Annotated in this window: 14 protein-coding genes, 3 rRNA genes and 1 pseudogene (1 of these 18 running past the window's edge); 14 read left to right on the forward strand and 4 right to left on the reverse strand. The window is 65.6% G+C overall.

All coding sequences use genetic code 11. From position 1 onward, the window contains the following. From Q9Q79_RS01630 to rrf (Q9Q79_RS01640), 3 genes are all read left to right on the forward strand, one after another. A 23S ribosomal RNA gene (locus Q9Q79_RS01630) occupies nucleotides 1-1,561 on the forward strand (it extends 1,317 nt beyond the left edge of the window). Between the two features lie 127 nt (nucleotides 1,562-1,688). Then, a 5S ribosomal RNA gene (gene rrf / locus Q9Q79_RS01635) occupies nucleotides 1,689-1,803 on the forward strand. Nucleotides 1,804-1,935: 132 nt separating this feature from the next. Beyond that, a 5S ribosomal RNA gene (gene rrf / locus Q9Q79_RS01640) occupies nucleotides 1,936-2,050 on the forward strand. 317 nt (nucleotides 2,051-2,367) lie between these two features. Here rrf (Q9Q79_RS01640) and Q9Q79_RS01645 read toward each other — a convergent pair. Continuing rightward, entirely contained in the window at nucleotides 2,368-4,083 is a 1,716-nt protein-coding gene (locus Q9Q79_RS01645; RefSeq protein WP_201863708.1) for a M28 family metallopeptidase, read from the reverse strand. 86 nt (nucleotides 4,084-4,169) lie between these two features. Then, nucleotides 4,170-4,832 carry a hypothetical protein gene (locus tag Q9Q79_RS01650; protein WP_005407780.1) on the reverse strand — a complete coding sequence of 221 codons (663 nt, stop codon included), beginning with the start codon at nucleotides 4,830-4,832 and terminating at the stop codon, nucleotides 4,170-4,172. 94 nt (nucleotides 4,833-4,926) lie between these two features. On the opposite strand from Q9Q79_RS01650, the gene Q9Q79_RS01655 reads away from it, so the two are divergent. The 3 genes from Q9Q79_RS01655 to Q9Q79_RS01665 all read left to right on the forward strand — a co-directional run bounded on the left by Q9Q79_RS01655 (nucleotide 4,927) and on the right by Q9Q79_RS01665 (nucleotide 8,255). Further along, nucleotides 4,927-6,228, forward strand: a complete 1,302-nt coding sequence (locus Q9Q79_RS01655; RefSeq protein WP_032965528.1) for a peptidoglycan DD-metalloendopeptidase family protein — start codon at nucleotides 4,927-4,929, stop codon at nucleotides 6,226-6,228. Between the two features lie 108 nt (nucleotides 6,229-6,336). After that, entirely contained in the window at nucleotides 6,337-7,761 is a 1,425-nt protein-coding gene (locus tag Q9Q79_RS01660) for a S41 family peptidase (RefSeq protein WP_087803663.1), read from the forward strand. Between the two features lie 83 nt (nucleotides 7,762-7,844). Next, nucleotides 7,845-8,255: a hypothetical protein gene (locus Q9Q79_RS01665; protein WP_062606906.1), complete on the forward strand. Its 411-nt coding sequence runs from the start codon at nucleotides 7,845-7,847 to the stop codon at nucleotides 8,253-8,255. Between the two features lie 119 nt (nucleotides 8,256-8,374). Here Q9Q79_RS01665 and Q9Q79_RS01670 read toward each other — a convergent pair whose 3' ends face one another. After that, a complete protein-coding gene (locus tag Q9Q79_RS01670; protein WP_005407784.1) occupies nucleotides 8,375-9,067 on the reverse strand; it encodes a rhomboid family intramembrane serine protease in 693 nt (230 codons plus the stop codon). A gap of 227 nt (nucleotides 9,068-9,294) precedes the next feature. Between Q9Q79_RS01670 and Q9Q79_RS01675 the strand changes: the two genes are divergently transcribed. The 3 genes and pseudogenes from Q9Q79_RS01675 to Q9Q79_RS01685 all read left to right on the forward strand — a co-directional run. Further along, nucleotides 9,295-10,722, forward strand: a complete 1,428-nt coding sequence (locus Q9Q79_RS01675; protein ID WP_062606908.1) for an outer membrane protein transport protein — start codon at nucleotides 9,295-9,297, stop codon at nucleotides 10,720-10,722. Nucleotides 10,723-10,833: 111 nt separating this feature from the next. Next, entirely contained in the window at nucleotides 10,834-11,433 is a 600-nt protein-coding gene (gene pnuC / locus Q9Q79_RS01680; protein WP_049396190.1) for a nicotinamide riboside transporter PnuC, read from the forward strand. A 583-nt stretch (nucleotides 11,434-12,016) separates the two neighbouring features. Then, nucleotides 12,017-12,346, forward strand: a pseudogene (locus Q9Q79_RS01685) (ATP-binding protein); the annotation flags it as partial. A gap of 265 nt (nucleotides 12,347-12,611) precedes the next feature. Here Q9Q79_RS01685 and putA read toward each other — a convergent pair. After that, entirely contained in the window at nucleotides 12,612-15,830 is a 3,219-nt protein-coding gene (gene putA, locus Q9Q79_RS01690) for a bifunctional proline dehydrogenase/L-glutamate gamma-semialdehyde dehydrogenase PutA (protein WP_024957489.1), read from the reverse strand. A 274-nt stretch (nucleotides 15,831-16,104) separates the two neighbouring features. On the opposite strand from putA, the gene Q9Q79_RS01695 reads away from it, so the two are divergent. Genes Q9Q79_RS01695 through Q9Q79_RS01715 form a run of 5 tightly spaced genes read left to right on the forward strand, consistent with a single transcriptional unit; the run spans nucleotide 16,105 to nucleotide 20,042 of the window. After that, the gene (locus tag Q9Q79_RS01695) at nucleotides 16,105-16,581 is read left to right on the forward strand and encodes a DUF2244 domain-containing protein (RefSeq protein WP_004153894.1); all 477 of its coding nucleotides are present in this window, start codon (nucleotides 16,105-16,107) and stop codon (nucleotides 16,579-16,581) included. Nucleotides 16,582-16,592: 11 nt separating this feature from the next. Continuing rightward, a complete protein-coding gene (gene coxB / locus Q9Q79_RS01700; RefSeq protein ID WP_005407789.1) occupies nucleotides 16,593-17,549 on the forward strand; it encodes a cytochrome c oxidase subunit II in 957 nt (318 codons plus the stop codon). A 59-nt stretch (nucleotides 17,550-17,608) separates the two neighbouring features. Continuing rightward, entirely contained in the window at nucleotides 17,609-19,216 is a 1,608-nt protein-coding gene (gene ctaD / locus Q9Q79_RS01705; protein WP_005407790.1) for a cytochrome c oxidase subunit I, read from the forward strand. Between the two features lie 8 nt (nucleotides 19,217-19,224). After that, entirely contained in the window at nucleotides 19,225-19,455 is a 231-nt protein-coding gene (locus Q9Q79_RS01710) for a hypothetical protein (RefSeq protein ID WP_005407791.1), read from the forward strand. After that, on the forward strand, nucleotides 19,452-20,042 hold the full coding sequence (locus Q9Q79_RS01715; RefSeq protein WP_005412023.1) for a cytochrome c oxidase assembly protein: 591 nt from the start codon (nucleotides 19,452-19,454) through the stop codon (nucleotides 20,040-20,042). The genes Q9Q79_RS01710 and Q9Q79_RS01715 overlap by 4 nt, the downstream gene beginning before the upstream one ends. The last annotated feature ends 12 nt before the right edge of the window (nucleotides 20,043-20,054 follow it).

A 20,054-nucleotide genomic window follows, 5' to 3' on the forward strand; every position in this document is an offset into this window, starting at 1 on the left:
GGGTGAGTCGGCCCCTAAGGCGAGGACGAAAGTCGTAGTCGATGGGAAGCAGGTTAATATTCCTGCACCTCGCGTAAGTGCGATGGAGGGACGGAGAAGGTTAGGTGTACCAGGCGTTGGTTGTCCTGGGGAAAGGCGGTAGGTTTGGATCTTTGGCAAATCCGGGATCCTCTAAGACCGAGCACCGAGACGAGCCTTTATGGCGAAGTCACTGATACCACGCTTCCAGGAAAAGCTCCTAAGCTTCAGCTTACGCAGACCGTACCGTAAACCGACACAGGTGGGTAGGATGAGAATTCTCAGGCGCTTGAGAGAACTCGGGTGAAGGAACTAGGCAACATGGCACCGTAACTTCGGGAGAAGGTGCACCCTTTTTGGTGGCTCGTGCGAGCTATAGCTGAAGAGGGTCGCAGTAACCAGGCCGCTGCGACTGTTTATCAAAAACACAGCACTCTGCAAACACGAAAGTGGACGTATAGGGTGTGACGCCTGCCCGGTGCTGGAAGGTTAATTGATGGGGTCAGCCGCAAGGCGAAGCTCTTGATCGAAGCCCCAGTAAACGGCGGCCGTAACTATAACGGTCCTAAGGTAGCGAAATTCCTTGTCGGGTAAGTTCCGACCTGCACGAATGGCGTAACGACAGCGGCGCTGTCTCCACCCGAGACTCAGTGAAATTGAAATCGCTGTGAAGATGCAGCGTTCCCGTGGCAAGACGGAAAGACCCCGTGAACCTTTACTATAGCTTTACACTGAACGTTGAGTTCGTCTGTGTAGGATAGGTGGGAGGCTATGAAACCATGGCGCTAGCTGTGGCGGAGCCATCCTTGAAATACCACCCTGTCGTGCTTGACGTTCTAACCTGGGCCCATTATCTGGGTCGGGGACCGTGTATGGTGGGTAGTTTGACTGGGGCGGTCTCCTCCTAAAGAGTAACGGAGGAGCTCGAAGGTACGCTCAGCGCGGTCGGACATCGCGCACTGTGTGCAAAGGCATAAGCGTGCTTGACTGCAAGATCGACGGATCAAGCAGGTAGGAAACTAGGACTTAGTGATCCGGTGGTTCTGTATGGAAGGGCCATCGCTCAACGGATAAAAGGTACTCCGGGGATAACAGGCTGATACCGCCCAAGAGTTCATATCGACGGCGGTGTTTGGCACCTCGATGTCGGCTCATCACATCCTGGGGCTGTAGTCGGTCCCAAGGGTATGGCTGTTCGCCATTTAAAGTGGTACGCGAGCTGGGTTCAGAACGTCGTGAGACAGTTCGGTCCCTATCTGCCATGGGCGTTGGAGATTTGAGAGGGGCTGCTCCTAGTACGAGAGGACCGGAGTGGACGAACCTCTGGTGTTCCGGTTGTCACGCCAGTGGCATTGCCGGGTAGCTATGTTCGGAAGCGATAACCGCTGAAAGCATCTAAGCGGGAAGCGCGCCTCAAGATGAGATCTCCCGGGGCACAAGCCCCCTGAAGGAACCATGTAGACTACGTGGTTGATAGGTCAGGTGTGTAAGTACAGCAATGTATTGAGCTAACTGATACTAATGATCCGTGCGGCTTGACCATATAACCTCAAGTTGCCTTGGCTTTACGACAACGTCGTAAGAGCATCCAAGTGCACGCTACGTCACAAGAACTACGAGAGGCAGGCGCCTTATCCGGCTGTATCGGATGGCGACGCTCCAACCGCCTCCCTGGTGAAATTAGCGCTGTGGAACCACCCGATCCCATCCCGAACTCGGAAGTGAAACGCAGCTGCGCCGATGGTAGTGTGGCTCAAGCCATGCGAGAGTAGGTCATCGCCAGGGTTTACACCCAAAACCCCGCTGCTCACGCAGCGGGGTTTTTCTTATTAAGTGAAGGCATTGCTTTTCTGGACGCCTTCCGCCCCAAGGGCAAGATCGCGAAGCTGGCGCTGCAAGCGCTGCTGCAACCGTCTCCCTGGTGAAATTAGCGCTGTGGAACCACCCGATCCCATCCCGAACTCGGAAGTGAAACGCAGCTGCGCCGATGGTAGTGTGGCTCAAGCCATGCGAGAGTAGGTCATCGCCAGGGTTTACACCCAAAACCCCGCTGCTCACGCAGCGGGGTTTTTCTTTGTGCGCAGTAAATGCGGGTCGTGCCGGCCGCTGGCCGGCAACCCGATGGCATTACATGGCCCGGTAGATCCACGCCATGCGTGGAGGCCCACTGCGAGGAAGCATGGCGCCAACCAAGGTTGGCCGCTACCAATCGATTGCCGGCCAGCGGCCGGCACTACCGGCAGATCCACACCAATCGTGGATCTGCCGCCGACGGTACGCAAAAGAAAAGCGGCGCCCCGTGGGGCGCCGCTCTGCTCTCAACGATGTTCAGTCGAGCATGGCCCGGCTTTACTTTGCCGAAGCCTTGTCCTTCATCATCGCGTCGCGGGCTGCCTTGAACGGGTTGCCTTCGTACCAGTTCGGCCAACGATCGCCACCGGCCAGTTCCTTGCCGACGCCGTACATCAGCTGCAGGTCCTCGACAGTCCCGTCCAGCTTCCAGGTGGACGCGTCGAACTCGTCCTTCGGACCGTGGTAGCGGTTGGCGCCGTAGTCCGCTGCGGCCTTGCGGCCGGCGTCCACGCCACCCTCTCGCAGATCCTCGCCACCATCGGCGTATAGGGCCGGCACGCCGGCCTTGGCGAAGTTGAAGTGGTCCGAACGGAAGTAGAAGCCGCTCTGCACCGAGGTCTCACCATGCAGCGTGCGGTCCTGGGCCGCAGCCAGCGGCTTGAGGATGTCCTCCAGCTCCGAACTGCCGAAGCCGGTGACGGTCACGTCCTTGGCACGGCCGGCCACCGACATCGCGTCGATGTTGATCACACCGGCAATCTTGTCCAGCGGGAAGGTCGGGTGGGAGACGTAGTACTTCGAACCCAGCAGGCCGGACTCTTCCAGGGTCACCGCCACGAACACCACCGAGCGCTCCGGTTTCGGATCCTGGTGGGCCATGGCTTCGGCCACCTCAAGGATGCCGGCCACGCCGGTCGCGTTGTCGACCGCACCGTTGTAGATGTTGTCGCCGGTTTCACCCTCATGCTTGCCCAGGTGGTCCCAGTGCGCCATGTACAGCACGGCCTCGTCGGCACGCTTGCTGCCCGGCAGCACGCCCACCACGTTGCGCGACTGCTTCTGCGCGATCTGGCTCTTCAGGTCGACCGTAGCGGTGGCCTTCAGCGGCACCGGCTTGAAGCCGCGCTTGCTGGCGTCCTTGTAGGCCTGTGCCAGGTCCAGGCCGGCACCGGCAAACAGCGCCTTGGCGGCGTCGGCGCTCAGCCAACCCTGCACCGGAATGCGGGCTTCCGGGTCATCCTTGGCCGGCAGGTCGTACTGCGGGCCGGCCCAGGAGTTCTTCACCACGTCCCAGCCATAGGAGGCACCGGCGGTGTCGTGCACGATCAGCGCCGCGGCGGCGCCCTTGCGCGCGGCCTCTTCGAACTTGTAGGTCCAGCGACCGTAGTAGGTCATGCGCTTGCCGTCGAACAGCTTCGCGTCGTCAACATGGAAGCCCGGATCGTTGACGAACATCACGACCGTCTTGCCCTTCCAGTCCTGGCCGGCGTAGTCGTTCCACTTCTGCTCCGGCGCATCAACGCCGTAGCCGACGAACACCAGGTCGCTGGCATCGACTTTCACCTCAGCCTGGCCGGTACGGGTGCCGACCACCATGTCGGTACCGAACTTCAGCTCGGTGGTCTTGCCACCCTGGGTGATCTTCAGCACGGTCGATGCGTCGGCCGTGGTCTCGGTCATCGGCACATCCTGGAACCAGCTGTCGCCGTTGCCGGGCTGCAGGCCGATGCGCTGCATCTGGTCGCGGATGTAGTTGACCGTCAGTTCCTCGCCCTTGCTGCCCGGCGCGCGGCCTTCGAATTCATCCGAGGCCAGGGTCTTGACCATCTCGGCGAAGTCGCCGGCGTTGATCTCCGGGGAGAACTGATGAGCCGCCGGCTTCGCGGCAGCGGTGTCGGTGGCTGACGCCGGTGCGGTGGCCGGCGTGTCTTCGCCTTTGCAGGCACTGAGCGCGGCCGCGGCGGCCAGGCACAGGAGGAGTTTGCGGGGCATCGTCGATTCCTGGAAAACAAAGGGCGGCCGCACGTCGTGCACGGCCGGTATCAGCGAGTATCACCGAACCAAGCGGTCCGGTGCGCTCAGTCCGCCGGGGCGGTTTCGGTGTCGAACGGGATCGGTTCGGCGCCGGTGACCGGACCGATGCGCGCGGTGCGATGCACGTAAAGCACCACCTCGCGTTCGAACTGCAGGGGGCCGTTGACCACGGCATTCGGGCCGACGATCACGCGCGGCTTGCGGCTGGCGGTGAGCGAGACGCTGAAGTTCGGCTTGCGCACGTGCACACCGCCGTTGACCTGGGAACCGATGCCGACGGTGATATCGCCGTTGACGGTCTCCACGTCCTTGCCGACGCGGCTTTCGACCAGGCCGATGCCACCGTTCACGGTTTCGACGCCGCCTTCGATCTGGCTGCCGCGATCGGTGAAGATGCTGCCGTTGACGGTGCTGACGCTGCCGTGTGCAATCACCTCGCGGCCCAGGCGTACGCCGCCGTTGACCGTTTCAATCTTGCCGGTACGTGCACGGTCGGCCACCTTGACCCCGCCGTTGACGGTGTCGATGCTGCCGGTCTCGACGCCTTCACCAACCCGGATACCGCCGTTGACGGTATCCAGCTTGCCGTAGCGCTGGCCAGGCTCGGCGCTGATGCTGCCGTTGACCTTGCTGATGTTGTCCTGGGCACCGGCGGGGCCGGCAACGAGCAGGACGCCCAACAACAGCGGAATGGAAAGAGTTTTCATGGGACCTCGATGGATGTGCGGCTGGCAGGCCGCGTGCGGAGATGTCACCATTCCCCGGTACCCCCTGCAACTGCCTGAAGTCACTGGAAAGCCCTTGCGCGACAACGCCTTCCCATCACGCCGACATCACATCGCCGCCATCCGCGGCGGGCGCTGCCTGCTGTTGGGGCTGGCCATCGCCTTGGCGCTGCCATTGCCGGGCGCCGCTCAGACCACCCGCGAGACCGAGCGCAAGCTGCAGAAGCTGCGTAGCGAGTTGAAGGGCGTGGCGCAGGAGCGCAGGCAGATCGAGGGCCAGCGGGGCCAGGCCTCGCAGCAGCTGCGTGAGGCGGACGAGAAGGTGGCCCGCACCGGCCGTGCGCTTGCGCAGACTGAAACTGCGCTGCGCGAGCAGGGAAGGGCCCTGGCCGAGGCCGAACAACGCCGCAGCACGCTGCAGGCCAACCTCGCCCAGCAGCATCGCGAGCTGGCCGGCCTGCTGCGTGCGGCCTACCAGCTGGGCAACCATGCACCTCTGAAGCTGCTGCTGTCGCAGGACACGGTGGCCGATGCCAATCGTGCCCTGGCCTACCACCGCTACCTGCAACGCGAGCGGGCACAGCGCATCACCACGCTGACAGCCGACCTGAAAGAGCTGGAAGTGCTGCAGGCGCAGATCGCCGAGCGCAAGCAGAAGCTGCAGGGTGCGCAGCAGGACCAGAAGCAGCAGGCTGCGGCGCTGGAAGCCGACCGTCGCGATCGCGCCAGGACCGTCGCCTCGCTGGATGAGCGCTTCAAGGACCAGCGCGAGAAGGAACAGGCGCTGGGCCAGGACGCCAAGGCGCTGGAAACGCTGCTGGCCAACCTGCGTGCCGCTGCGGCACGGGCCGAAGCCGAGCGCCGCGCCGCGGCGCGGCGAGCAGCCGCTGAAAAGGCCGCCGCCGAGCGTGCCGCACGCCAGGCCGCCGCGCAGGGCCGCCCGCCACCGCCGCCCACCAAGGTCCCGCCTGCCGTGGCCTCTGCGCCGGCGCCGAAGGTGGGTGGCCTGGGCTGGCCGTTGTCGGGCAACCTGTTGGCCCGCTACGGCGGAAAGCTGCCCGACGGCCGCACCAGCAGTGGTGTGTTGATCGGCGCGCCCGCCGGCAGCACCGTCACCGCCGTGGCCGACGGCACCGTGGTGTTCTCCGACTGGATGACCGGCTACGGCATGATCCTGATCGTCGATCACGGCAACGGCTACATGAGCCTGTACGCGCACAACGACACCCTGCTGAAGGATGCGGGTGCCCGGGTCAGCCGCGGCGATGCGGTGGCCAAGGTCGGCAATTCCGGTGGCCAGGGCGTGACCGCGCTGTACTTCGAACTGCGCCGGGGCGGGCAGCCGGTCAACCCGGACAGCTGGCTGCAGCGGCGCTGAATCCGGCGCTGTCGCGTGGCGGACGGATTCAACGGGAATTTAGCTGTGCTTCGCGCATAATCGACGCATGTGCCTTGGGCACGATGCCAACGTCGACAGGAGTGATCCATGCGCGCAGCCCGTACCGCCACCCTCTTGCTGGCCCTGTTGCCGGCGCTGTCCTGGGCGCAGCAGACCGCGCCCGCCCCGAGCAAGGAAACCAGCGGGCAGGCAGCGAACAGCGAGGAGGCGGTGACCTCGAAGGTGCCGCTGGAGGACATCCGCCGCTTCGTCGCCGTGTACAACGCGGTGCGCGCGGCCTATGTCGACCCGGTCGATGACAAGAAGCTGATGCAGTCGGCGGTGCGCGGCCTGCTGCTCGACCTCGACCCGCACAGCACGTACTTCAACAAGGAAGACGCGCAGGCCTTCGACGAGCAGGCCAACGGCGCCTACGAGGGCATCGGCGTGGAGTTGCAGCAGCAGCCCGACAACGCCAGCATGAAGGTCATCTCGCCGATCGACGACACGCCGGCGGCCAAGGCCGGCATCCTCGCCGGTGACCTGATCATCGCCATCGACGGCAAGCCGATCAGCGCCATTGATGCGAGCGAACCGTTGCGTGGCCCGGCCGGCAGCAAGGTGGTGCTGACCATCGTGCGCGCGGGCAAGCCGAAGCCGTTCGACGTCAGCCTCACCCGCCAGACCATCCGCGTGACCAGCGTGCGCAGCCGCCTGCTGGAGCCGGGCTATGGCTACATCCGCCTGAGCACCTTCCAGGCCGACACCGGGTCGGACTTCCAGAAGCACCTGCAGCAGCTGCAGAAGCAGTCCGGTGGCCAGCTCAAGGGCCTGGTGCTGGATCTGCGCAGCAACCCGGGTGGGCTGCTGACTGCCGCGGTGCAGGTGGCCGACGACCTGCTCGACAAGGGCAACATCGTCAGCACCCGCGGCCGTATCAGCATCAGCGATGCCCGGTTCGATGCGACGCCGGGCGACCTGCTGAAGGGCGCACCGGTGGTGGTGCTGGTCGATGCCGGTTCGGCCAGCGCCTCGGAAGTGCTGGCTGGGGCGCTGCGCGACAACAAGCGCGCGCGCGTGGTCGGCAGCCGCACCTTCGGCAAAGGCTCGGTGCAGACCGTGCTGCCGCTGGACAACGGCGATTCGGTGAAGCTGACCACCGCGCGTTATTACACGCCGAGTGGCAAGTCGATCCAGGCCACTGGCATCGTGCCGGAGGTCGAACTGAAGCCTGCGGCGCGCCCGGAAGACGAGGCACTGCCGGCCAGCCTGAGCGATTACAGCGAAGCGACCCTGCCGGGCCATCTGCGTGGCGATGACGAAGGCACCGAGGGCTACCACGCCGGTGCGGTGCTGCCGGGCGATGGCCCGATCAATGACGCGCTGGCCGAGCTGAAGAACCCGGGTTCGGTGGCTGCACGCTTGAAGGCCGAAGCGGCGAAGGCGGATGCGGCCAAGGCCGCGAAGGCCGCTGCGGCGAAGCCGGAAGCGAAGTCGGAAGCGAAGTCCGTTCCGGTCCCGGCCAAGCCCTGACGGTAGCGCCGGGCCATGCCCGGCGGACGCCCTGTTCATCCGGAAGGCGGCGCGGCCGAGGTGTCGCCCGATAGAATCGGCCCATGGACGATTCGAACCTGGCGACTACGATCAGCCAACTGCTTGGTCGCGATCCGCTGCCGATTGACCGTGCCACTGGCTTGCTGGAATCCTTGGCGAGTCGCCATGGAATTGATCCGCGCTTTGTCTATTGGTGGGCAGGCAAAGCGACGTCTGATCAGACGATCCAATACGACAGCAGTGATGAAGGCCTTTCCTGCCTGGCTGAACTGCTGGCGGAAGTGAACGGCGAAATCTGCCTGGTAGCGTCAGATGAGCGCGCATCGCCGTGGCCGATCTGGACTCTGCAGGCAAGTGAACTGATTCCTTTGCTCGGCGAGTTGCCGTTCTTTGAGTACTTCGTGGTGCTGGATGACGGCGCTACACTGCTGTTCGATACCCACCACAACACGTTGGTGGTCAGTCGCGAGTGACGCATTCAGCATCATCGCGGACGGAGCAGATCCATATCGATGAAGGAGTCGAGCACGCTCGACGCTACGAACCGGCCGGTGAGCGTGGAGCCGGCCAGCGGCCGGCACTACCTGGGCGGTCAGAAGCCGTGGCGCTTGCGCAGCCGGCGGGCGATCGCCGCGCGCACGTAGACCCCGTACACCAGGCCGAACACGAAGCCGCCGATGTGGGCCCACCAGGCCACCATGCCGAAGCTCGGGCCGATATGGGCGAACACCACCTGCAGCGCTGCCCACACGCCGATCAGCAGGTAGGCCGGGGCACGCACGAATTCCAGGAACAGGCCAAGCGGGATCACCACGCCCAGCCGCGCCCCCGGGAACAGGGCCAGGTAGGCACCGATCAGTGCCGAGACCGCGCCACTGGCACCGATGATGATCTGGTCCGGGCTGCCCATGGTGTAGATGGCCACCAGGTTGGACACCGCGCCGCCGACCAGGAACAGCAGCAGCAGGCGCCAGGGCCCCAGCACCCGCTCGGCGGGCAGGCCGAAGATCAACAGGAACACCAGGTTGCCCAGCAGATGCGACCAGTCCGCGTGCAGGAACAGGGCGGTGAACAGGCGCAGCACGCTGCCGTCCTGCAGCGTCGCCCACCAGTCGAGCGGGTGGGTCAGGCCGGTGGACAGGGCGCCCCAGTCCAGCCAGAGGCTGCCGCGGGCATCGTCCGGGCGCGAGATCGACCACAGGAACGCCAGCCACAGTGCCGCAAACAGCACGGGCGTGGCCCAGCGCAGGGCCGCCTTCTTGCGGGACGGGAGGGAGACGAACATGGCACTAGCCTAGCGTGCGGGCGCTTGCGGCGGGGATTGTCCTGTTCAGCTTTTGAGACGGAAAAACCGCCTGCGTCGTTATTGTTTCATTAACGGCTCTGGGTAATACTCGCATACGGCGTCGTATGTCGGGAGGGGAATCCGGCGCGCTTCGACGGGCCTCTGGGCCTGCCGGGCGCAGGCGCACTCAGAGCACCATCACCGCTTACCGGAGAGAGAGAACTACGATGCAAACCGCTTCCACCATTGCCCGACTGACCCTGCTGGCCGTCGGCGTTGCCGGTGCGCTGGCCGCCGCCGATGCCAATGCTGCCGCCTTCCAGCTGAAGGAAAACAGCGCCAAGGGCCTGGGCCGCGCGTTCGCCGGCTCCACCTCGACCGAAGGTGACGCCTCGGTCATCGCCACCAACCCGGCCTCCATGCGCCTGCTCGACGGCACCCTGATCCAGGGCGATGTCAGCGCCATCAGCTTCGGCGCCAAGTTCCGTGGCCAGGGCCAGTACGGCAACGGCGCTCCGATTTCCGGTGGCAACGGCGGCGACGCCGGCATGATCGCCCCGGTTCCGGCGGCCTACTTCCACCTGCCGTTCGGCGAGAAGGAGAACATGCACTTCGGTGCATCGCTGACCGTGCCGTTCGGCTTCAAGACCGAATACGACCGCGACTGGGTCGGCCGCTACAACGGCGTCAAGACCGAGCTGCAGGCGGTCGACCTGGGCGTGGCGTTCTCCTATGACGTCAATCCGTACCTGTCGTTCGGTGCGTCGGTGTTCGCCGAGCGCCTGAACGTCGACCTGACCAGCGCTGTCGACACCGGCACCGCGATCAACGCCACTGCCCAGCGCACCGCTGCGGCGCGCGTGCTGGCTGCCGGCGGCACCGCAGCCCAGGCTGCGGCGGCGTCGCAGGCGGCTGCACGCCAGGCGGCCCAGCTCGGCTTCTCGCCGGGTACCGCCGATGGCTACCTGCGCATCAAGGGCGATGAAGTGTCGGTCGGCTATACCCTGGGCATGACCGTCACCCCGGTGGAAGGCACCAACATCGCCTTCAGCTACCGCTCGAAGGTCGAGCACAAGATCACCGATGGCAAGGCGGACTTCACCATTCCGCAGAATGCGGCGGCTTTCCTGGCCACCGCTGCCCCGGGTACCTTCATCGACAGCAACGGTCGCGCGACCATCACCCTGCCGGCCAGCGCCACCGTGGGCTTCACCCACCGCGTGAACGACCAGTGGCAGATCATGGCCGAAGTCACGCGCACCGCGTGGAGCAAGTTCGACCAGGTCACCGTCGACTATGACTCCAACCAGCCGGACAGCGTGCTGCCGTTCCACTACCGCGACACCACCTTCGCGTCGATCGGTACCGATTTCCGCGTGAACGACAAGCTGACCCTGCGTGGCGGCCTGGCCTATGACCAGACCCCGACCACCGACGCACACCGCGACGTGCGCGTGCCGGACACCACCCGCAAGTGGCTGTCGCTGGGCCTGACCTACGCCGCTTCGGACAAGATGGAATACAGCGTGGGCTACACCCACCTGTTCACCAAGGATCCGAACGTGACCTCGACCTCGGCCACTGCCAACACCGTGACCGGCAAGTACAAGGTCAGCGGCGACGTGCTGGCGGCTTCGATGCAGTACAAGTTCTGAATCGGGCGATTGCCTGACGCAGTACGAAAGGAGGCCCCGCGCAAGCGGGGCCTTTTTTTTGCGGAGTGGTGTGGGCCATCCACGCACGTGGATCTACGCGACAATAGCGCGATGAACCTGTCCGACCCGAACTTCCAGCTGGAGCTGGCTGCCAACATCGCCGTCGCTGGCTCGATCCTGCTGGCCGGCCGCAACAACGTGCACACCTGGTGGCTGGGCATCGTCGGCTGCGCATTGTTCGCTGCGGTGTTCGAACGATCGCACCTGTATGCGGACATGGTGCTGCAGTTCTTCTTCATCGCCATCAGCGTGCTGGGCTGGTGGCAGTGGCTGCGCGGTGACCACGGTGCGCCGTTGCCGATCACTTCATTGCGGCCGCGCGCCTGGGCCTGGCTGGCACCGCTGGCAGTGGTGGCCACCTTCGGCTACGGCTGGATGCTGACCCGCCTGACCAACGCCTACGCGCCGTACATCGATTCGGCGGTGCTGGTACTGAGCGTGATCGCGCAGATCCTGATGATGCGACGCAAGCTGGAATCGTGGTGGGTGTGGCTGCTGGTGAACACCGTGGCGGTGCCGCTGTACTACAGCCGTGGCCTGCACCTGACCTCGATCCTCTACATCGGTTTCTGGATAAACGCGCTGGTCGCCCTGCGCCATTGGCGCCATCTGATGCGGACCGAGGCCAAGGCAGCCGATGCCGCCGCCTGAGCGCGTTGCGCGGGGGGTGGTGGTGGGCAAGTTCTGCCCGCTGCACCTCGGCCACGAACGCCTGATCGACTTCGCCGCCACGCGCTGCCGGCAGCTGCTGGTGATCGGCTGGTCGCAGCCGGGTTTCCCAGGCTACAGCGCCGAGCGTCGCGAGCGCTGGCTGCGAGCGCGCTTCCCGCAGGCGACGGTGGCGGTGCTTGATGACGCGCGCCTGACGGCATTGTGCACGCAGCACGGTTTGCCCGTGCGCACGCTGCCGCAGGACAGCGACAACGAGCACGTGCAGCGCGAGTTCACCGCCTGGCTGTGCCTGAGCCTGTTCGGCGTGCCGGTGCAGGCGGTCTACACCGGCGAGGACTACGGCGACGGCTTCGCGCAGGCGCTGGCCACGCACTTCGGCGCGCCGGTACGCCATGAGCGGCTCGAACGCGCACTGGACGTCGGGCAGGCGTGTGGCACCCAGCTGCGCGCCGATCCGCATGCGCACCGTCATGGCCTCGCACCGCAGGTCTATGCCGGCTATGTGCAGCGCGTGGCGTTCATTGGTGGCGAGTCCAGCGGAAAGACCACGCTGGCGCGCGTGATGGCCGAGCGACTGCAGACCGCCTGGGTGCCGGAGTATGGCCGCACGCTATGGGAGCAGCAAGGCGGAGAGCTGACGCCAGATGATCTGCTTCGCATCGCAATGGCACAGCCGCAGCACGAAGACGAGACCGCACGGCATGCGCATCGCTGGCTGTTCTGCGATACCACGCCGCTGGTGACGCTGGGCTACAGCGGCTGGATGTCTGGTACGGCGCCGGAGGCACTGCGGCAGGCTGCATTGCGACCGTATGACCTGCTGTTCCTGTGTGCGCCGGATATCCCGTTCGACCAGGACGGCACGCGGGTGGGCGAAGCCTTCCGGGCGCAGCAGCATGCGTGGTACGTGCGCGAGCTGGAGGCGCGGGGAGTCGACTACGTGCTGCTGGAGGGGGGGGCTGGAAGCGCGCATCGCGCGCGTGCACGGCGAGCTGGCGAAGCGGGCGGACAATCGGTTCAGTGTGGCCCAGCCTCTGTAGAGCGAGCCCACGCTCGGCTGTGCGAGGAAAACCGAGCGTGGGCCCGGCTCTACAGGAAGCAAGGCATAAAAAACCCCGCTTTCGCGGGGTTTTTCGTTCACTGCATCAACCGGGCGATCAGTCGCCCAGGGTCAGCAGCGAGGCGTTGCCGCCGGCGGCGGTGGTGTTCACCGTCACCGTCTTTTCGGTGGCGAAGCGCAGCAGGTAGTGCGGGCCGCCGGCCTTCGGGCCGGTGCCGGACAGGCCCTGGCCGCCGAACGGCTGCACGCCGACCACCGCACCGATCTGGTTGCGGTTGACGTAGACGTTGCCGACATGGACGCCGTTGCTGATGCGGTCGACAGTCTCGTCGATGCGCGAATGCACGCCCAGGGTCAGGCCGTAGCCGGTGGCGTTGATCTGGTCGATCACCGCGTCGAGCTGGTCGCCCTTCCAGCGGATCACGTGCAGCACCGGGCCGAACACTTCCTTCTGCAGCTGGCCCAGGTCCTTCAGTTCGTACGCGCGCGGTGCGAAGAAGGTGCCGTTGGCGGCTTCGGCGGACAGCTCGGCGGCGGCGATCAGGCGCGCTTCGCGGTCCATGCGCTCAGCGTGGTCCTGCAGGATCTTCAGCGCATCTGCGTCGATCACCGGGCCGACGTCGGTGGACAGCAGGCCGGGGTTGCCGACCTTCAGTTCCTTCATCGCACCGGCCAGCATGGTCATCACCTTGTCGGCGATGTCGTCCTGCACGAACAGCACGCGCGCAGCCGAGCAACGCTGGCCGGCGGAGGTGAAGGCCGAACCGATCGCGTCCTTGACCAGCTGTTCCGGCAGTGCCGAGGAGTCGGCGATGAAGGCGTTCTGGCCACCGGTCTCGGCGATCAGCACACCGATGGCGGCGTCACGCGCCGCCATCGCGCGGTTGATCGCACGGGCGGTGTCGGTGGAGCCGGTGAAGGCCACGCCGGCCACGCGCGGGTCGGCGGTCAGCGCGGCACCGACGGTAGCACCGTCGCCCGGCAGGAACTGCACCACCTCGGCCGGCACGCCGGCGTCGTGCAGCAGCTTCACCGCGTAGTAGCCGATCAGGTTGGTCTGCTCGGCCGGCTTGGCGATGACGCTGTTGCCGGCGGCCAGGGCGGCAGCGACCTGGCCCAGGAAGATCGCCAGCGGGAAGTTCCACGGGCTGATGCAGACGAACACGCCGCGGCCGTGCAACTGCAGCTCGTTGGACTCACCGGTCGGGCTCGGCAGCTTCTCGGCGTGGCTGAACTGCTCGCGCGCCTGCTTGGCGTAGTAGCGCAGGAAGTCCACCGCTTCGCGCACTTCGGCGATGCTGTCGGGCAGGCTCTTGCCGGCTTCCTTCACGCACAGCGCCATGAATTCCGGCATGCGTGCTTCCAGCTGGTCGGCGGCGTGCTCGAGGATGGCGGCGCGGCTGGCGGCCGGGGTGCGGTTCCAGGCCGGCTGCGCGGCTACGGCATTCGCCAGGGCCTTCTGCACGGTGGCGGCGTCTGCGGCCAGCCACTGGCCAACCACTTCACGGGTGTCGGCCGGGTTGGTCACCGGCAGCGCGGCGCCGGCCGGGTTGGCGCCCGGCACCAGCGGCGCAGCCTGCCAGGGCTTCACAGCCGCGTTGATCTGCTCGGCCAGGGCGCGCAGTTCGTTGTCGTTGGCGAGGTTGGCGCCCATGGAGTTCTTCCTGTCGTGGTTCTGGCTGCGCAGCAGGTCAACCGGCAGCGGGATCTTGGGATGCGGAATCGAAGCGAACGAGGCGACCATCTCGACCGGATCGCGGATCAGGTCGGCGATCGGCACGCGCTCGTCGGTGATGCGGTTGACGAAACTGGAGTTGGCGCCGTTTTCCAGCAGGCGACGCACCAGGTACGGCAGCAGGTCTTCATGCGAACCGACCGGTGCATACACGCGGCAGGGCAGGCCCAGGCGGTCAGCCGGCACCACCTCGGCGTACAGGTCGTCGCCCATGCCGTGCAGCTTCTGGTGCTCGTACACGCCGCCGTTGGCGATGCTGCGCACGGCCGCGATGGTGTGCGCGTTGTGCGTGGCGAACATCGGGTAGATCGCGTCGGCATGGGTGAACAGCCGCTTGGCGCAGGCCAGGTAGGACACGTCGGTGTTCTGCTTGCGGGTGAACACCGGGTAGCCCGGGTAGCCTTCGATCTGCGCGCGCTTGATCTCGGCGTCCCAGTACGCGCCCTTGACCAGGCGCACCTGCAGGCGGCGACCGGCGCGGCGCGCCATGTCGGCCAGGTGGTCGATCGTGTACGGGGTGCGCTTCTGGTAGGCCTGCACGACCACGCCGAAGCCATCCCAGCCAGCCAGCGAGGCGTCGGAGAACACCTGCTCGATGATGTCCAGCGACAGTTCCAGGCGGTCGGACTCTTCGGCGTCGACGGTGCAGCCGATGCCATAGCTCTTGGCCAGCTGCGCCAGTTCCAGCACGCCCGGCACCAGGTCCTTCAGCACGCGCTCGCGCTTGGCGTGCTCATAGCGCGGGTACAGCGCCGACAGCTTGATCGAGATGCCCGGGGCATTGTTGACGTCGCCATCCGGACGGCCGCCGCGTGCCTTGTGATCGCCGCCGATGGCGTGGATCGCACGACGGTAGTCTTCCAGGTAGCGCAGCGCGTCCTTCATGGTCAGCGCACCTTCGCCGAGCATGTCGAAGGAGTAGCGGTAGCTGGCGTTGTCGCCCTTGTGCGAGCGCGCCAGCGCTTCGCTGATGGTGCGGCCCATGACGAACTGGTGGCCCATGATCTTCATCGCCTGGCGCACGGCCAGGCGCACCACCGGCTCACCGACGCGGCCGACCAGGCGCTTGAACGCGCTGGGCGCATCGGCGCGGGTGGCGTCGTTCATCTGCACCAGCTTGCCGGTCAGCATCAGGCCCCAGGTGGAGGCATTGACCAGCACCGAGTCGCTGCCGCCCAGGTGCTTTTCCCAGTCGGCATCGGCCAGCTTGTCGCGGATCAGCTTGTCGGCGGTGTCCTGGTCCGGAATACGCAGCAGTGCCTCGGCCACGCACATCAGCAACACGCCTTCCTCGCTGCCCAGGTCGTACTGGCGCATGAAGGCTTCGATCGCGCCCTGGTCCTTGGCACGCACGCGCACGCGGCCGACCAGGTCGGCGGCCAGCGCCTGCACCTTGGCCTGTTCTTCGGCGGGCAGGCGGGCCTGCGCCAGCAGCTCGCGCACGTGGGTGGCCTCGTCCTTCAACCAGGCGTCGGTGATGGCCTGGCGGAACGGGTTGGGGGGCGCCGGCAGTTCCGGCGACAGCAACGCGCCGGGACGCGGGGCGTCGTGGGCTGCAGGGGAGGAGGAAGGTGCGTTCATGCCGGTCCGGCCAGTGGAAAACTTGGCGATTTTAATCATTTTTGCGGGTTGCGGAAGTGCCCAGCAGCCACCTTCGTGAAGCGCTGATAGCCAATAGCTGCGGTGGATTCAGCGTGTTCAGCAAGTGCGGAGGAGTTTATGCCGAATTCGTCATTCGTACCGCCGACCTCATGCTGTGTTGCAGCATCGGAAAATGTGTGAATGCACCCTTGCTACCGGCGAGAGGGCGGGGCTACCATCGAGGCGTTTCCCGCGGCAGGAACGCGGTTGCGACATGATCGAGGTGCTTCCAGCTCCGGATGGGTCAGGTACGCAGCTGCGGCTGCGTCCCCCACGGGCGCTCGATGCCCGGCAGTTCGTCCTGTTGTTCACCGTGTTGTCGGGTGCGATGTGGCTGGTGTCCGCCCTCGGGTGGTTGGCCGGCAATGCATTCGCCCCCCTGTTCGCGCTGCTGTACAGCCTGGTGCTGGCGGCCGCGCTGCGTGCCTTGTGGCGCAGCGGTGAACGGCAGGAGGAGATCCGGGTAGTGCCGGCGTACGTGGAGGTCATCCCCGTACCCGGTGGATCGCCGGTGTTCCGGGCCCATCCCCACTGGGTGCGCCTGCTCACCGACGATGAGAGGGTCCGGCTGGCATCCAGCGGCCGGCAGGTGGAGGTGGGGAGTTTCCTCGCGCCGGCCGAACGTCAGACGCTCGCAGAGACACTTGAAAGCTTGCTCGCCGCCAGCGATGGCGGCAACCGACGACGCTAAGGGTCTAGGCAATGAAGCAAAGCAGCAGGTGGGGCACGAAGTGCGTGAACGCGGTCGCCGCGATGCTGGCGACCGGGGGACTGATGCCGGCGTTGGCCTGGGCCCAGGCGGCCGATCCGAAGCCGTGGCAGCTGAACATGGGCAAGGGGGTGACCCAGACCTCGCGCCTGGCCTGGGAATCGAACAACCTGTCGTTGATCATCTGCACGGTGATCGGCGTCATCGTGTTCGGGGCGATGGCCTACGCCATCTTCAAGTTCCGCAAATCCAAGGGCGCGGTCGCGGCCACCTTCAGCCACAACACCAAGGCCGAGATCATCTGGACAGTGATCCCGGTGATCATCCTGATCGTGATGGCATGGCCGGCCACGGCCAACCTGATCAAGATGTACGACACCCGCGATGCCGAGATGACGGTGAAGGTCACCGGCTACCAGTGGATGTGGAAGTACGAATACCTGGGCGAGAACGTCACCTTCACCAGCCGCCTGGACCGCGAGTCCGACCGGGTGCGGCAGAGCGGCATCGTGCCGACCCGCGAAAGCCATCCGCACTACCTGCTGGATGTCGACAACCGCCTGGTGCTGCCGGTCGATACCAAGGTGCGTTTCGTCATCACCTCCGACGACGTGATCCACGCCTGGTGGGTGCCGGCGCTGGGCTGGAAGCAGGACGCCATCCCCGGCTTCATCAACGAAGCCTGGACCAGCATCGAGCAGCCCGGTGTCTACCGCGGCCAGTGCGCCGAGCTGTGCGGCAAGGACCACGGCTTCATGCCGATCGTGGTCGAGGCGGTGTCCAAGGAGGACTTCAGGAAGTGGCTGGCGCAGCGCAAGCCGGCGCCGCCCGCCGAGCCCGCCACGCCTGCGGCACCTGCCGAACCGACTGCACCGACGGGCGAGGCACCGGCTGCGCCTGCTGCTGCAGAAGCCGGCAGCGCGCCTGCCACCGCGGCCAGCGGAGCGTGATGTAAAGCCCGCGGCCGTTCGCGGCCGCGGTGACAACCGATTCTGAGAGGTGTTTTGCAATGGCGCACTCGGCAGTTGGGCACGACGATCACCATCACCACCAGAGCTTCTTCGAACGTTGGTTCTTCTCGACCAACCACAAGGACATCGGCACGCTGTACCTCGGTTTCAGCTTCATCATGTTCATCATCGGTGCGGCGATGAGCGTGGTGATCCGCGCAGAGCTGGCGCAGCCGGGCCTGCAGTTCGTCAAGCCCGAGTTCTTCAACCAGATGACCACCGTGCATGCGCTGGTGATGATCTTCGGCGGGGTGATGCCGGCCTTCGTCGGCCTGGCCAACTGGATGATCCCGCTGCAGATCGGCGCGCCGGACATGGCGCTGCCACGCATGAACAACTGGTCGTTCTGGTTGCTGCCGGTGGCTTTCAGCCTGCTGCTGCTGACCCTGTTCCTGCCGGGCGGTGCACCGGCCGGTGGCTGGACGCTGTACCCGCCGCTGTCGCTGCAGGGCGGCTACAACGTTGCCTTCAGCGTATTCGCCATCCACGTGGCCGGCATCAGTTCGATCATGGGCGCGATCAACATCATCGCCACCGTGCTCAACATGCGTGCGCCGGGCATCGACCTGCTGAAAATGCCGATCTTCTGCTGGGCCTGGCTGATCACCGCCTTCCTGCTGATCGCGGTGATGCCGGTGCTGGCCGGCGCGGTGACCATGCTGCTGACCGACAAGTTCTTCGGCACCAGCTTCTTCAATGCCGCCGGTGGCGGTGACCCGGTGATGTACCAGCACATCTTCTGGTTCTTCGGCCATCCCGAGGTCTACATCATGATCCTGCCCGCCTTCGGCGTGGTCAGCGAGATCATCCCGACCTTCAGCCGCAAGCCGCTGTTCGGCTACCAGGCGATGGTGTACGCCACCGCCGCGATCGCGTTCCTGTCGTTCATCGTCTGGGCCCACCACATGTTCACCGTGGGCATGCCGCTGGGCGGCGAGATCTACTTCATGTTCGCCACCATGCTGATCTCGATCCCGACCGGGGTGAAGGTGTTCAACTGGGTCAGCACCATGTGGCGTGGCTCGCTGACGTTCGAGGCACCGATGCTGTGGTCGGTGGCCTTCGTCATCCTGTTCACCATCGGTGGCTTCTCCGGCCTGATGCTGGCGATCGTCGCCGCCGACTTCCAGTACCACGACACCTACTTCGTGGTCGCGCACTTCCACTACGTGCTGGTGACCGGTGCGGTGTTCGCGCTGATCGCCGCGGTGTACTACTGGTGGCCGAAGTGGACCGGGCGGATGTACAGCGAGAAGTGGGCCAAGGTGCACTTCTGGTGGTCGATCGTATTCGTCAACCTGTTGTTCTTCCCGCAGCATTTCCTCGGCCTGGCCGGCATGCCGCGTCGCATTCCCGACTACAGCGTGGCCTTCGCCGACTGGAACCTGATCAGCTCGATCGGTGCGTTCGGCATGTTCGTCACCCCGTTCATGATGGCCGCGATCCTGCTGTCGTCCCTGCGCAACGGCGAGAAGGCCGAGGCCCGTTCCTGGGAAGGCGCGCGCGGCCTGGAGTGGACGCTGCCGTCGCCAGCACCGGCACATACCTTCACCACGCCGCCGACCATCCGTCCGGGAGATCTGGCGCATGACGACATCACGCATTGAGGTGAGGCATGCATAACGAGAGCCCGCTGCCGATCGGTAGAGTCGACTGTCAGTCGACTCGCGAAGTGCAGCCGACTAACAGTCGGCTCTACCAAAGCCAAAGCCAAAGCCAGACCGAAGCCCAACGCCACGGCATCGAACAGCAACGGCAGCGCGCCAGGCGCACGGCGATGTGGGTCGGCGCCATCGCCGTGCTGGTCTACGTCGGCTTCATCCTCAGCGGGGTGATCGGCCGATGAGCGAGGCGCCAGCCAGCACACCGTCACGCAGTGCGGGGCTGCCGCGCCTGATCGGTGTGGCGGTGGCGGTGTTCCTGCTCACGTTCTCGCTGGTGCCGCTGTACCGCATCGCCTGCGAGAAGGTGTTCGGTGTGCGCCTGGAACGCGGCCCCGGTGGCGAAGCCAGTGCAGGCGCCGCCACCGGCAAGCGCACCGTGCGCGTGGAGTTCGATGGCGGCGTCAATTCGCGCCTGCCGTGGTCGTTCCATCCCGAACAGCTGACCATGGACGTGGTGCCCGGCGAACTCAACGAGGCGCTGTACTTCGCCCGCAACGACAGCCAGCAGGCGGTGGTCGGCAGTGCGGTGCCTTCGGTGGCGCCGGCGCGTGCCTCGGGCTTCTTCAGCAAGACCGAATGTTTCTGTTTCACCGCACAGACGCTGCAGGCTGGCGAGAAGCGCGACATGCCGGTGCGCTTCATCGTTGATCCGGACCTGCCGCCGGAGATCAAGACGATCACCTTGTCCTATACCTTCTACCGCAACGACGCGCTGTCCGATCGGCTGGCCCCGGCCGCCACCTCGGAAGGCGCGCACGCCGCACCCTGACCCGGATACCGA

Origin of the sequence: Stenotrophomonas sp. a6 (assembly GCF_030913325.1) — a bacterium.
Taxonomy (GTDB): domain Bacteria; phylum Pseudomonadota; class Gammaproteobacteria; order Xanthomonadales; family Xanthomonadaceae; genus Stenotrophomonas; species Stenotrophomonas maltophilia.

Bases quoted from the DNA above. Each gene is read 5' to 3' on its own strand.
- Q9Q79_RS01645 (WP_201863708.1), bottom strand. From the start codon at position 4,083: ATGCCCCGCAAACTCCTCCTGTGCCTGGCCGCCGCGGCCGCGCTCAGT.
- Q9Q79_RS01650 (WP_005407780.1), bottom strand. From the start codon at position 4,832: ATGAAAACTCTTTCCATTCCGCTGTTGTTGGGCGTCCTGCTCGTTGCC.
- Q9Q79_RS01660 (WP_087803663.1), top strand. From the start codon at position 6,337: ATGCGCGCAGCCCGTACCGCCACCCTCTTGCTGGCCCTGTTGCCGGCG.
- Q9Q79_RS01665 (WP_062606906.1), top strand. From the start codon at position 7,845: ATGGACGATTCGAACCTGGCGACTACGATCAGCCAACTGCTTGGTCGC.
- Q9Q79_RS01670 (WP_005407784.1), bottom strand. From the start codon at position 9,067: ATGTTCGTCTCCCTCCCGTCCCGCAAGAAGGCGGCCCTGCGCTGGGCC.
- Q9Q79_RS01675 (WP_062606908.1), top strand. From the start codon at position 9,295: ATGCAAACCGCTTCCACCATTGCCCGACTGACCCTGCTGGCCGTCGGC.
- pnuC (WP_049396190.1), top strand. From the start codon at position 10,834: ATGAACCTGTCCGACCCGAACTTCCAGCTGGAGCTGGCTGCCAACATC.
- putA (WP_024957489.1), bottom strand. From the start codon at position 15,830: ATGAACGCACCTTCCTCCTCCCCTGCAGCCCACGACGCCCCGCGTCCC.
- Q9Q79_RS01695 (WP_004153894.1), top strand. From the start codon at position 16,105: ATGATCGAGGTGCTTCCAGCTCCGGATGGGTCAGGTACGCAGCTGCGG.
- coxB (WP_005407789.1), top strand. From the start codon at position 16,593: ATGAAGCAAAGCAGCAGGTGGGGCACGAAGTGCGTGAACGCGGTCGCC.
- ctaD (WP_005407790.1), top strand. From the start codon at position 17,609: ATGGCGCACTCGGCAGTTGGGCACGACGATCACCATCACCACCAGAGC.
- Q9Q79_RS01710 (WP_005407791.1), top strand. From the start codon at position 19,225: ATGCATAACGAGAGCCCGCTGCCGATCGGTAGAGTCGACTGTCAGTCG.
- Q9Q79_RS01715 (WP_005412023.1), top strand. From the start codon at position 19,452: ATGAGCGAGGCGCCAGCCAGCACACCGTCACGCAGTGCGGGGCTGCCG.